Raw genomic sequence first — 13,434 nt, 5'->3', positions numbered from 1 at the left:
TGTCTCGCCCCTGCCGGTCACTTGCGGACCACGTAGGTGTGGAACTTGATGCGGCCGTCGATCTTCTCCTGGAAGACGCCCTGCACCTCATAGTTGAAGCCCGGAAATCGATTGAACGACTCCTCAAAGGCGTGGAAGTAATCCAGCATCGGTTGGGCTCGTTCGTCCCACCGCTCGCCGGGCACGATCACGCCGATGCCGGGCGGGTAAATCAGCGCAAGCGTGGCCGATATGCGATCCTTGATCTCGTCCAAGGGTATATAATCCACGTCGTTCGCCACCAGCGCCGCGTAGGCGTCCTCCGGTGACATGGCGAGCTCCGGGAAACTCGTGGCCCGGAAGCATCGCCGCTGCAGTTCCTTGATGTTGGCGGAACGGTAGAAGTCATGCATCTCGTCGCAGATCTGGCGGATCGTGTAGCCGACATATCGCTCACTGTTGGCCGCGCAGACCGTCGGCAACACTTCTGCCAGCGGCGCGTCGCGGTCCCAAAGGTTCTTGAAACGGACCAGCTTGGCGATCAGCGTGTTGAGCTTGCTCTCGTCTTCGGCGGGCGTCATCAGGAAGAGTAAGCTGTTGAGGTCGCACTTCTCGGCCACCACCCTTTGTTCGCGCAGGTAGTTCGCGACCACGGTCGCGGGCACGCCGAAACTCAGATATTCGCCGGTTGTGCGATCGATGCCCGGCGTGAGCAATGCCAACTTGTTAGGGTCGACCATCGCATAGCCGTCGACGTAACCTGCGTAGCCATGCCAGCGCGCCTCCGGCTGGAAGTTCCAGCACTGTTGCTCGCGCCTCAGCACGTCGGTCGGCAGGCTTTCCCACGGAATGTCGGTGACGTCTTCCGTAACCTTTGAGTTCCGGATCGTCACCTTGTCGGGCACGAACGGGTCGAAGAACCATTTCTCCTGTTCGTCCCGGCCGTTGTCGCGATAGTATTGGCCGAATTCGCGGAACTTCTTCCGGCATTCGATGCCCAGCGCGATGCACCGGTCCCAGAGCATCTCGCCGGCCTTGCCTTCGTGGATCTTGGCGTTGACCTCGATGGAAGCGAAGAGCGGGTAGAATGGCGATGTCGAGGCGTTCATCAGGAACGACTCGTTGAACCGTTTGTGCTCGACATAGCGGCGCTGACCGCGGATGTGGTCGTCTCGTTTGTGGATTTGCGACGCCTGTGAGAAGCCGGCACCCTGCTTGTGAACGGACTGGGTGGAAAAGAGCCCGGCCATCTGAGGGTCGGGCGCTTCCAGCCGCATGGGGCTGTGATCTTCGAAAAGCGGGTGAAAGGCATTGTAGCCAATCCACGCCTCGTCCCAGAGCACGTAGTCGCAGAGATGGCCGATCTTCTCCAGGACCTTGCGGACGTTGTAGACGGTGCCGTCATAGGTTGCGAGCTGGATGCAGGCCAGCCGGAACGGCCGCTCCGCGTCAGCGCGCGCCTTGTCCTTGAGCAGGGGACTCGCGCGAATCTGGTCGCGCAGATAGGTCTCGTCCCAGGCATCCCAATCGACCGCGCCGATCATGCCGAAGGCGTTGCGGGCCGTCGGCAGGAAGATCGGGATCGCGCCCGCCTGCACCAAAGCGCCCTGGTGCAGGGACTTGTGGTTGTTGCGGTCGAAGAGGACGAGATCGCCACGCTTGAGCACGGCGTTTGTCACGATCTTGTTGGAGGTGCTGGTGCCGTTCAGCACGAAGTAGGTCTTGTCGGCGCCGAACACTTTCGCGGCGTAGCGTTGCGCCTCGACTGCCGGACCCTCGTGAATCAGCAGGTCGCCCAGGTCGACATCGGCGTTGCAAAGGTCGTTGCGGAAGATGCTCTCGCCAAAGTGCTTGAAAAAGAGCTGACCGGCGGGAGATTTCCGGTAGAACTGCCCGCCCTGGTGACCGGGACAATCGAAGGCGATGTTGGCTTCGCCGTCATAAGCCATCAGCCCGCCGAAGAACGGTGGCAACAGCGTCCGCCCGTACATCATCAGGCTGGCGATGACCTTCTTGGCGTAGAAGGCCGGCGTCTGCTGGCCGAGATAGATATAGCCATCCACCTGCCCGGTCAGGTCGAGGACAGCCATGTCGGCAAGCTTGCGCGAATCAGCCAGGGCCCAGAGCGGTGTCTGGAACCCGATACCGCGCACCGCTAGCGCGAGATCGCGCGCGCCCTGCAAGCGGTCCCCATCCACCAGGGCGATATAGGCGCCAACCTCCGAATCCTCGGAAACGTCGCGCGAAAGGTTGTCGCTGATTTCGATCTCGAAATTTTCCGCGGCAATGTGGTCGAGCAGCGCCCGGGTCTGGGGATTATTTTCGTCGACGATGGCGACGATCTTCAGCAGATGATTGAAGGGTATGGCGACTGTCGGAGCCTTCACATCGCGAGGGATCATCGTTGAGCGCCCTCTTTGACGCAGTCGATAAGGTAGCGCCGGCCATTCGGCGTGTGTTCGAAGCGCAGGCCGTGGATGTCGGTCTCGAAACCCGGAAACTTCTTGTCGAAATCGCGCGCGTAGATCAGGTAGTCGTGGATGGATGTCGTCGCCGCCGTGATCCGTTCTCCGGGCATGATCAGCGGGATGCCAGGCGGATAGGGGACGACCATCACGCCCAGCGTGCGGCCCATCAGATGGTCGATCTCGACGCTCTCGACGTTGCCGCGCACCAGGCATTCGTAGGCGTCGGCCGGCCGCAGCGCCATCTCGGGCAGGGTCGTGTACATGTCCCGCTGCGCCTTGGGCAGGTTGTCCTCGCGATAGGTGCGATGCACCAGGTCGCACAAATCCTTGAGGCCGGTGTTCGCGTAGGCTTCCGGATGCGCTTCGGCCAGCGCGGGCAGCACGGTCTTCAGCGGGGCATTCGCGTCATAAAGATCCTTGAAGTTGAGCAACTCGGTGACAAGTGTGCTCCACTTGCCCTTGGTGATGCCCATCGAGAACAGGACGAGGAACGAATAAAGCCCGGTCTTCTCGATCTCGATCCGCCTTGAAGAAAGGAATTTTACGACAACCGCCGCGGGAATCCCGAGATCCTGCATGTCGCCATTGGCGGAAAGACCAGGGCTGAGGATCGTCACCTTGATGGGATCGACCAGAACGTGGTTCTCGGCCAGACCCTCGAATCCATGCCAGCGCTCGCCCGGCTTCAGGATCCATTCGGCTTTCGTCTCGGCCGGCCGCTTAGCAATTGCGTCCGGCTGCCAGACGTCGAACCACCACGAAGCCTTGATCTGTTTTTTGACGGCTGACATTGCGCGGCGGAAGCTCAGCGCCTCCTCGATCGTCTCCTGCACCAGCGCCCGGCCGGCCGGCTGCTCCATCATCGCGGCGGCGACATCGCAGGAGGCGATGATGCCGTATTGCGGCGAGGTTGACGTGTGCATCATGAACGCGTCGTTGAAACGGGCCATGTCCAGCCGCTTGGTCTCGGCATGCTGCACATGGATCATGGAGGCCTGCGACAGGGCGGCCAGCAGCTTGTGGGTCGAGTGCGTGGTGAAGGTTATGGCGTTCCGCGAGCGGGCGGGATTGCCGGAGGATATGCCGTGAAAACCGTCGTAGAACTCGTGGAAGTTGGCATAGGCATACCATGCCTCGTCGAAATGCAGGACTTGGACGGTGTCACCGACCAGTTCCTTGATGGCGTCGACGTTGTAGCAGAGGCCGTCATAGGTTGAGTTGGTCATCACCATAAGGCGGACCTTGCCGTTCGTCTCCTTCGCAAAGTTGCTTTCAGAGATCTTCTTTTCGATCGACTTGCACGTGAACTGGTCCCGGGAGATCGGACCGATGATTCCGAGGCCGTTGCGCGACGGGATCAGATAGATCGGCGTCGCGCCGGTCATGATCAGCGAATGCAGGATCGACTTGTGGCAGTTGCGGTCGCAGAGCACGAGATCGCCACGGCCCACCGTCCCGTGCCAGACGATCTTGTTGGCAGTCGAGGTGCCGCCGACGACGAACAGTGTCTCGTCGGCGCCAAAGATACGTGCGGCGTTGCGCTCACCCTCGGCGATCGGCCCGGTATGGTCTAGGAGCGAGCCGAGCGAGCCCACCGACACGGAAATGTCCGAGCGCAGCGTGTTTTCGCCGAAGAATTCGTAGAAGAGCTGGCCTACCGGGCTTTTGCGGAAAGCGACGCCGCCGCCATGACCCGGGGTATGCCAAGAGTAGCTCGCCTGGAGCGTGTACTCCATCAACGCCTTGAACATCGGCGGTGGCAGCCGGTCCAGATAGAGTTCGGCGGCGCGCACAATGACGCGCGCGATGAATTCCGAGGAGTCTTCGAACAGGCGCATGAAGGCGTTGGCGTGCTTCATCACGCTTATCGGGACCATTTCCGCCGTCATTTCGTCGCCAAACAGGAAGATCGGCAGGCGGTCGTTGCGGCTTCTTTTTGCTGCGAGCACCTCCTCGAGCACTTGCCACTTTGTCTCCGCGTCCTCCGAGCCGTCGACGGATACGAGCCAGCAGGATTCGTTGTTGAAGATTTTGACGAGCCGTCGGGCATCCTCGTAGGTGACCCCGGCCACCACACGAAAGCCTTCCTTTTCGATAGCGGCGGCGAGCTGCTGCATGCCCCGGCCGGCAGCGTTCTTGCCCTCATAGTCCTCGTCGATGATGGCTATTGGGAACGCTTGAACTTCGCGCATAGACTACTCCGACTGCCTGAAGTCCGCTGACGTGTTGCCCGAAGGCGTTGTAGTCGAGTTCGGAAACGCTTCCCGTCGAGAGATATTGTTGACAACCCCACGACGAGGGTGGCCGTTTCCCAGCCCAAAAGAACCACCGTCCGAGCTTGGCTGGTGGTCGACCGCCCGACAAGGGTGGTAGTGTAAGTTACAGTAGCGGCTTAGGGGCCTGACGTAATGTGCCGCCGGCGCATTCGGGCTATAAGTTAAATTGAGTTGGTGCCAGCACGAGGTGCCGAAAATATCCAACGAATTGGCAGCAAATGTGAGCAAACTCCCAGTTGCCAGCGTTTTGGCTTACCTCAAACCGGCAAATGTCAGGGAAGTGAGGCGTTCGAAAGCAGCTCCGCCCGATATTCCCGCGACAAGGATCGCAAGCCTCCACGCGCGTAGAATACGCAAATGTGGCTTCAGGTAAAAGCTGGGGTTACAGTATGTTACTCCTTGAATGTTGTGCTCCTGGGAGGCCATGCGCCAATCTTTGGACGTCGTGCTTGCTTCTCAATGAATGCTATGCGCCGAGCGATGTAGCTCTTGAGGCAGTGGCTGGCTGCGATGCGTTGCAGCGCTACGATTAACCGCCGAGATTCTTCATCAGCCAGGAGGGGGGAGTATGACCGATACGGGTGCCAAGCAGTTCCGACCCCGCGCATTGATCATCGACGACGATCTTGCCAAGCTTGAGACGAGCCTTGGCAGAGCTGCCGAGAACCTTGCGCGAACGCTGGAGGAAAGAGGCGTCGACGTGGCGCGAGCTTACTCGTTCGAAGATGGGCAAGCCGTCGTGGTGGCCGACGCTTCGATTCAGGCCGTGCTTCTGGACTGGGACCTCGGTGCTGACGACGACGGTTCTCATCGCCAAGCGATGGAACTCCTGGAAAAGCTACGAGAACGTCACGGCGAGGTGCCAGTCTTTCTCTTGGCTGAGCGCACGATCGCGGCACGGACGATTACTATCGAAGTAGCGGAGATGGTCGATGAGTTCGTCTGGATGCTTGAGGACACGCCGGATTTTATCGCGGGCCGTGTGCTGGCGGCGATAGAACGGTATCGGGCGTCCGTGTTACCCCCGTACGCGAGGGCGCTTGCCGACTATGCGCGGCTTCGCGAACACTCGTGGTCCGCGCCCGGCCACCAGGGAGGCATTGCGTTTATCAAGACTCCGGCGGGTCGTGCCTTCTTCGATTTCTACGGCGAGAACCTGTTCCGTACCGATATGGGCATCGAGCGAGGCCAACTCGGGTCTCTGCTTGATCACACTGGTCCTGTGGCGACCAGCGAGCGGTATGCGGCACGGGTGTTTGGCGCACACCGGAGTTACTCGGGTGTCGTCGGCACCTCCGGGTCCAACAGGACAATAATGCAAGCCTGTGCCAATGAGAACGACTTGGTGATTCTCGACCGGAATTGCCACAAGTCGATCGAGCAGGGTCTCATTCTGACGGGCGCCCGGCCCGTCTATTTGATCCCCACACGAAACCGTTACGGAATTATCGGTCCAATTCCCCCCTCGCAGTTAGAACCCGCGGCTCTGCAGGCCAAAACGGAAGCAAGCCCACTAACGCTGGGATTGATCGGACGCAAGCCAGCCTATTCGGTCATAACCAACTGCACTTACGACGGTCTCTGCTACAACGCCACAACGGCGCAAAGTTTGCTCGAAAAGAGCTGCGACCGCATTCATTTCGATGAAGCTTGGTACGGATACGCCCGCTTCAATCCGATGTACGACGGTCACTTCGCAATGCGTGGCGATCCTGCAGAGCACCAAGGCGCTACCATTTTTGCCACACACTCTACACACAAGTTGCTGGCTGCACTTTCACAGGCTTCGTATATCCACATTCGGGACGGTCGGGGAGCCATCGACCATCAACGGTTCAACCAAGCCTACATGATGCATACGACCACATCCCCGCTATACGCAATTTTAGCGTCAAACGACATATCCTCGGCAATGATGGATGGCCGGACCGGCTATTCCCTAACTCAAGAAGTGATCCAGGAAGCAGTCGATTTCCGGCAGACGATCGGTCGCATTCGGAAGAAATTCGACGACAAGGGCGATTGGTTCTTTAAGCCCTGGAACGCGGAAACGGTCCTAGATCCGAAGACCGGCCGCAAGATCGACTTCGAGGATGCTCCTGCGGAATTGCTCTGCACTCAGCAAGATCCCTGGCTGATGCAGCCGACGGACAAGTGGCATGGTTTTGACGATATCGCGCCCAATTGGTGCATGCTCGATCCCGTAAAGGTGAGCATCCTTGCTCCCGGCATGGGAGACGACGGCCAGATCCTGCAGACGGGCGTCCCGGCTGCGCTGGTGAATGCCTATTTTACGCGCTTCGGCATCGTTCCCACTCGCGTTACCGACTTCCAGATCATGTTCCTTTTCTCCATCGGAATCACCAAGGGGAAGTGGGGCACTCTGGTAATGAATCTGCTTTCGTTCAAGCGTCACTACGACAAGAACAGCAAGGTAGCGGAAGTACTGCCGGAGCTTACCGCACAACATGGCGGGCGATACCAAAACATCGGACTGCGTGACCTTGGCGATGAGATGCTCGAATACATCCGACAAAATCGCCCGGGCGAGCTTTTAAACCGTGCATACGAGACGCTGCCGACGCCAGACCTAACTCCTCGGGAAGCGTATGGGCGAATAGTCTCGGGCGACGTCGAGCATGTGCCTGTTGATGCACTTGCACATCGCACGGCAGCCAACGGTGTCATGCCCTATCCGCCGGGTATCCCTATGTTGATGTCTGGAGAGAACTTCGGTGCCGACGACGGCCCCCAGATTGGATATTTACGCGGCCTCGCGGCGTGGGACCGGCAATTCCCGGGATTCGAGCATGTCACTGAAGGTGCTGAAGCTATCGACGGCACCTATCATGTGCTTTGCGTTCGATAGAGCTCCAATCTCACTGTTGCCTCGAGGAGGATTCGATGGCTCAGACAGCTATGTCACCATTGAGCATTCTGCTGGCGTATGGTGACATCCCAAGCGAGACAACACTGGCGCGTTCAGGGATAGCTCTGATTGAGCAGTTGCAGGCGCGCGGCTTCGAGGTGGTACGGGCGCGTTCAGCCGACGACGGCGAGTCGGCAATCCGAGCCGATCCGTTGATCGGCGCAGTGATTGTCGATGCCGATATCGATCCGTCAGGCGGAGCCGAGACTGTGCTGCGCGCGTTTCGTGCACGAAATGATCGTGCGCCGGCGTTCTTGTTTGGCGAGCGCAGCCATATTCCCGAGATCCCTTTAAGCACGCTCAAACTGGCGAACGAGTTCATCTGGCTGGTCGAAGATACCCCTTCGTTCATCGCGGGCCGAATCGAAGCTGCAATCCAGCGCTATCGGGAGAATCTGCTTCCGCCGATGTTCTCTGCGATGCTCGCCCAGGCCAATGTTCGCGACTATGCATTTGGAACACCTGGGCACCTCGGTGGCACGGCATTCCTGAAGACGCCGGTATCGAAGGTGTTCTTCGAATACTTCGGCGAGAACATGCTACGTTCCGATCTTTCGATCGGTATGGCTGCGGTAGGCTCTCTGCTCGATCACAGCGGGCCAATCGGCGAAAGCGAAAGATTTGCCGCGCGGGTATTTGGCGCACATCGGTCCTATACGACGACCAACGGAACATCAGGCTCCAACCGAACTATCTTCATGGCAAGCCTGACCCAGAACGACATCGCGCTGTGCGACCGGAATTGCCACAAATCAATCGAGCATGGGCTGGTGATGACGGGAGCCATCCCGGTCTATTTGGTGCCGCACCGTAATCGGTATGGCATCATCGGTCCAATATATCCTGAAGACCTGCAGCCGGAAACAGTGCGGGCGCGGGCAGACGCGAACCCGTTGACCACCAGCGCTAATAGATTGAAGCCGCGGCATACGATCATCACCAATTCGACATATGACGGATTGATCTACAACGTCGAGCGGGTGATCGAGATCGGCGGCGACGTTATCGACCGGCTGCACTTCGATGAGGCCTGGTACGCCTACGCCCGTTTCAATCCGCTTTACAGGGGCCGTCATGCTATGTTCGGCGACCCGGCGGAGTATACGGACGGGCCGACACTGTTCGCGACCCATTCGACACACAAGCTATTGGCTGCGCTTTCGCAGGCCTCTTTCATCCACATAAGGGACGGACGCGACCCTATCGAGCATGCCCGCTTCAACGAGTCGTTCATGATGCACGCATCGACATCGCCGTTTTACCCCATCATCGCTTCGAACGAGATTTCCGCTGCGATGATGGAGGGAGCGAGCGGCGTGGCATTGACAACCGAGGCTATCCGGGAGGCAGTGAGCTTTCGACAGACAGTCGGCCTGATCAAGCGGCAGTACGCTCAAGCGGACCAATGGTTCTTCAGCACATGGAATGCGACTGAAATTACGGATCCAGCCTCGGGGCAGCGCCTCGCTTTTGAGGACGCGCCCGAGGCACTCCTAGTCACTGACCCTGACTGCTGGGTGTTGCACCCAGACGATGCTTGGCACGGCTTCGACGGTCTTGAAGACGGTTACTGCATGCTCGATCCGATCAAGGTCACCGTCGTAGCGCCCGGCGTCGCCGGCGACGGCCAGTTGGAACAGCGGGGTATCCCTGCCTCGATCATCGCAGCCTATCTCGTTCGCCACGGCTTCGAGTACGAAAAGGTGCAGGACTTCACTATTCTGTTCCTTTTCTCGATCGGGATGACAAAGGCCAAATGGGGCACGTTGCTGACCACGCTGATAAAATTCAAGGAAGACTACGATGCGAACATCAAATTGGAGGTGATACTGCCCGGTCTCGTCACTGCGTATCCCGAGCGCTATGGCACTATGGGCTTGCGCGATTTGAGCGACGAGATGTTCGATCAATACAAGCAGTCGGGGCAAATGCACCATTTGCAGCAGGCCTTCTCCACGCTGCCAAGTCAGGAGATGATTCCGGCCGAGGCCTATCGGCGACTGGTCCGCAACCAAGTGGAACGCGTCAGGCTGGACGAGGTTGCGCATCGGACAGTTGCGACAAGCATAGTGCCGTATCCACCTGGCATCCCAATGATGATGCCTGGCGAGAGCGCCGGTCCTGCCGATGGACCATGCATCGGTTATCTCAAGGCGCTACGGGATTGGGACCGACGCTTTCCGGGATTTACGCATGAAACGCACGGGATCGAGGTGCGTGGTGGCGAACATTATCTCCAATGTCTGAAGCAGCCGACTCAGTTTGAACGCGATTAACGTGCTCCGGAAAGGCGCATTCTTTCAGTAGCGAAATGGGTACGAGGTCATGCACATGACAAATCGTGTAATGCAGGTGGCGGCATTTTGGCTGTTTGTCCTGAGTGTAACCGGCCAATCGCTGGCTGCGTCGCTCGATGCGTTGCAAGGCGCGTGGACCATGGAAGGAACGGAGTGTGGTGATACGTTTAAGAATATTGGTGGACGAATTGAGTTCAATGACCAAGGATCGTCATTGAATACTGGCATTATTATCCGTGGCGCTACTATAACTGGGCCACTCGCAACCTGTACGATTCAAAACATTCGGCAAATGCAGAATCATTTTTCTGCACGCCTGACGTGTTCCGATGCGATTATATTTGGGAGCATATCTGAGTCTTTTCGAATTGTGGATGAGAACAAATTTGAGCGGTTTGACGCTGAATTTCCCGACTTTTCCACTGCTTACTATCGTTGCGTATTCTGAGTGTACCTGATCTGAGATTTAATCTCTGGGTTAAGAGAGAGTCTGGGTTCATTGCGGTGCTTCCAATTTTGGATCGCCCGGCTGGGTCAGACTGCCGGGTCTGTATGCGGTCTGAACGCAGGACCATGACTCCACGGATGAAAGGCAACGCGAGCGGCGACCGTTCGATGAATTGGCTCGAGGAGGGACACCCCCCAAAACCTTTGCCGTGTTCACAGCGGCTGTCGCGATTTCTGCAGAAATTGCTCTATCTCAACCTCAAGTTCTGGAATGAGCGTACGGAAATCGCGGACTTCCTGCCTGTTGTTGCCGTCGGGAAGTGCTTCGAACCATGATAGGCTTGCGCGCGCGAGCATATATTCCTCGCAGATCGCGCGGAATGTCTCGTCTTTGAGCATCAGACGGCGTATCAGCACGCCGTCCCCAGGGAAGCGGGCGACAATCTGTTCAAGATTGAGGCGTGGTGTATGTGACGTTGTCACATTGCCTCCCCTAAGTTGCAGACCTCATGATATCGCATCCATGATTGAGACGGGTGTTAATCACTGTCTCATGGATGTTAACTCCGCTGTATCAATATTCTAACAAACTGCTATCGTGGCTGGTCATATAGATGAGAAGGTTGCGGGGTTCCCTTCACGCTCTGTGGAGTCGACGACCATGCTCGAGACCGAGGTTGGTGGAACAGATCGACAGCAGGGGCCTCCGCCGCAGGCGGTTCGCGAAGCCCTGTGCCGGATTTTGACTTCACCTGATTTCGACAGGACGGAGCGGGTCCGCGATTTTCTCACCTATGTAGTCGAGGAAACGTTGCAAGGACGACCCTCGCGGATAAAAGGCTACAACATCGCAACGTCCGTCTTCGGACGCGACGAAAGCTTCGACGCGCAGGTGGACTCGATTGTGCGGATCGTTGCAGGTCGCCTGCGTCGGTCAATCGAACACTACTATCTTACCAGCGGTTGCGACGAGGCGGTTCGTATCCGAATTCCTAAAGGCTCCTATGTCCCCGTCTTCGAGACTGTTGGCGAGGGACAACCGGTGGCAGCGGTCCCCATAGAAGGTAAGCTATCGATCGTTGGAGGTGGACCGTCACTATACGTCGAACCCTTCACGGAAGAGGGTGATCATTCGGCTTTCCCGCATTTTACCAAAGGGCTGACCCGTTCATTGGTGGTCGGACTTAGCCGCTTCACCGCGTTGCGTGTGTTCGGCCCGGAATCGGAGGCTCATACTGAAGAGGCTCTTGCAACCAAGGCCAGGTATGTACTGCGTGGCGGCGCTGCGATCGCCAGTGACCGGTTCTGGCTGGATATCGTTTTTGCGGAACAACGCACCGGCCGAACGATCTGGGCGGAGAGCTTCGAGCGACCAATGAACCCATCCGAAATGTTTACACTGCGCAATGAGGTCGCTAACCGCGTCGTTCAAACATTGGCTCAGCCGTATGGAATGATCAGCAGCGACCGTGCGAGGGATGGAGACGGAGAACCTCCGGATCAGTTGAGCAGCTACGGCTGCGTTCTCCATTTTCACCAATATTGGCGAACATTCGATCCTAAATTGCTACCAGAAGTTCGCGCTTGCCTGGAGCGCACAATTAGGCGGGAACCCAACTACGCAGACGCTTTCGCGTGCCTGTCGCTGATCTACTCCAACACCTACCGCTTCCACGGCGAATCCGTTCCGCCAGACTCCGACCTGCTCGATCGTTCCCTAGCTCTTGCTGACCGCGCGATCGAACTGGCTCCAAACTCAAGCTGGAGCCATTATGCGCGGTCTTTGGCGTATTGGTTCCTTTTTGACTTGGAATCCAGCATTGCTTCTCTTGAGATGGCCCGCGCACTTAATCCCAACGACACCTCGATCACCGCCGATCTTGGACAGCGATATGCCATGCTTGGCGAATGGCGGAAGGGTGTTCCGCTTCTCGAAGAATCCTACGCGCGGAACCCAGCTCAGCCCGGTAGCTACAGAATAGGTTTATTCCTTTATCACTATGCACATGGACGGTATGAAGAAGCTCTGATGCAGGCCCGGAAAATGGGCGCTCCTGGGATTTACGGACCCGTGGCAATAGCTATGGCGGCGGCCCAGCTCGGCCACACTGAGGAGGCTTGTCGGGCTGTCAAGCGCATCCTGGCGCAGGATCCCAGCTACGGCGATCATGTGGGGCCCGATATGGAAAAGCGCAGTCTGCGTCCCGACCTGGCAAGAATGGTCGTCGACGGGTTGCGCGAGGCTGGCCTGCCCGCGGCGGAGACGGACCCGCGCAGTCAACGTGGCTGCAACCGAGAAGCGTTATAGCCGGAACAGGGGGGCTTACTGTAAGTCACCCCGTCACGCTCGCTCCACTGTTCACCTTTCTCTTATCCTGATGCTTGGCTCAATGGGCATCTCGCATGGACAAGCAGATCAATCCTCTCGCGACCCAACACCTGCCGCCTTTTGTTACAGCACCGGGCGAAACCGACATCCTCTTCAATGTCATGGTCGTCATACTAGTCGTGATGATCCTGCTCCTCGGCGCCTTCTACTTCCGGCTTCATGCCTTGCCGGAACGTATGGCACACCGGGCAAACCGAACGCAGATCGAGATCATCGGCGTGCTCGCGCTCATCTCGCTGTTTACCCATAACCATCTGTTCTGGATCGCGGGATTGCTTCTCGCAATGGTTCAATTCCCGGATTTCAGGACGCCGATGGTTTCGATTGCGGACTCTCTCAACAGGATTGCCGGCCGATACGACCAGCCAACGGCGACTCAGGCAATTCCAATTCCTTCCGAACCTGAGGACCAACCCATATCTCAGGCTCTGCCGCAGTCTGTCGCAAACGTGCCCGTCACCAAGGCGTGAGATATGCTGGAAATCTTCCTTTGTTCGTTGCTGACCGTCGTTCCTGACTATTTGTTTCGACGCTTTGTTCAGGGCAAGCGGATCGGCCGGGAGATCACCATCTACACGGTCTGGTACGAGTTGCGGTGGGGAATTACCGCATGCCTTGTCCTGGCGGTCACGCTGATCACGCTCATCTT

General features: G+C 57.9%; 8 protein-coding genes and 1 pseudogene. 6 read left to right on the top strand and 3 right to left on the bottom strand.

All coding sequences use genetic code 11. The features are described 5' to 3' along the window. Nucleotides 1-17 precede the first annotated feature (17 nt). On the bottom strand, nucleotides 18-2,381 hold the full coding sequence (gene speC / locus RB623_RS21185; protein WP_308059085.1) for an ornithine decarboxylase: 2,364 nt from the start codon (nucleotides 2,379-2,381) through the stop codon (nucleotides 18-20). Next, complete coding sequence (locus RB623_RS21180) at nucleotides 2,378-4,639, bottom strand: arginine/lysine/ornithine decarboxylase (RefSeq protein WP_308058963.1); 2,262 nt, start codon at nucleotides 4,637-4,639, stop codon at nucleotides 2,378-2,380. Before RB623_RS21180 ends, speC begins: the two co-directional genes overlap by 4 nt. Nucleotides 4,640-5,291: 652 nt before the next feature. Between RB623_RS21180 and adiA the strand changes: the two genes are divergently transcribed. The 3 genes from adiA to RB623_RS21165 are packed head-to-tail and all read left to right on the top strand — an operon-like array spanning nucleotide 5,292 to nucleotide 10,397. Continuing rightward, nucleotides 5,292-7,592 carry an arginine decarboxylase gene (gene adiA / locus RB623_RS21175; RefSeq protein ID WP_308058961.1) on the top strand — a complete coding sequence of 767 codons (2,301 nt, stop codon included), beginning with the start codon at nucleotides 5,292-5,294 and terminating at the stop codon, nucleotides 7,590-7,592. A gap of 35 nt (nucleotides 7,593-7,627) precedes the next feature. Next, nucleotides 7,628-9,928: an Orn/Lys/Arg decarboxylase N-terminal domain-containing protein gene (locus RB623_RS21170; RefSeq protein WP_308058959.1), complete on the top strand. Its 2,301-nt coding sequence runs from the start codon at nucleotides 7,628-7,630 to the stop codon at nucleotides 9,926-9,928. Between the two features lie 55 nt (nucleotides 9,929-9,983). Continuing rightward, nucleotides 9,984-10,397 (top strand): hypothetical protein, encoded by a 414-nt coding sequence (locus tag RB623_RS21165; RefSeq protein ID WP_308058958.1) that lies wholly within the window; start codon nucleotides 9,984-9,986, stop codon nucleotides 10,395-10,397. Between the two features lie 212 nt (nucleotides 10,398-10,609). Here the strand turns inward: RB623_RS21165 and RB623_RS21160 are convergent, their stop codons facing one another. Beyond that, nucleotides 10,610-10,879, bottom strand: a complete 270-nt coding sequence (locus tag RB623_RS21160; protein WP_308058957.1) for a hypothetical protein — start codon at nucleotides 10,877-10,879, stop codon at nucleotides 10,610-10,612. Between the two features lie 178 nt (nucleotides 10,880-11,057). Between RB623_RS21160 and RB623_RS21155 the strand changes: the two genes are divergently transcribed. The 3 genes and pseudogenes from RB623_RS21155 to RB623_RS21145 all read left to right on the top strand — a co-directional run. After that, nucleotides 11,058-12,704: a hypothetical protein gene (locus tag RB623_RS21155; RefSeq protein WP_308058956.1), complete on the top strand. Its 1,647-nt coding sequence runs from the start codon at nucleotides 11,058-11,060 to the stop codon at nucleotides 12,702-12,704. A 95-nt stretch (nucleotides 12,705-12,799) separates the two neighbouring features. Further along, entirely contained in the window at nucleotides 12,800-13,255 is a 456-nt protein-coding gene (locus RB623_RS21150) for a hypothetical protein (RefSeq protein ID WP_308058954.1), read from the top strand. Nucleotides 13,256-13,258: 3 nt separating this feature from the next. After that, nucleotides 13,259-13,434, top strand: a pseudogene (locus tag RB623_RS21145) (HlyD family secretion protein); the annotation flags it as partial.

Origin of the sequence: Mesorhizobium sp. LHD-90, from assembly GCF_030929505.1 — a bacterium.
GTDB lineage: Bacteria > Pseudomonadota > Alphaproteobacteria > Rhizobiales > Rhizobiaceae > Kumtagia.
Note: the sequence above shows the minus strand (reverse complement) of the source record. Positions and strands in the feature narration are given on the sequence as shown.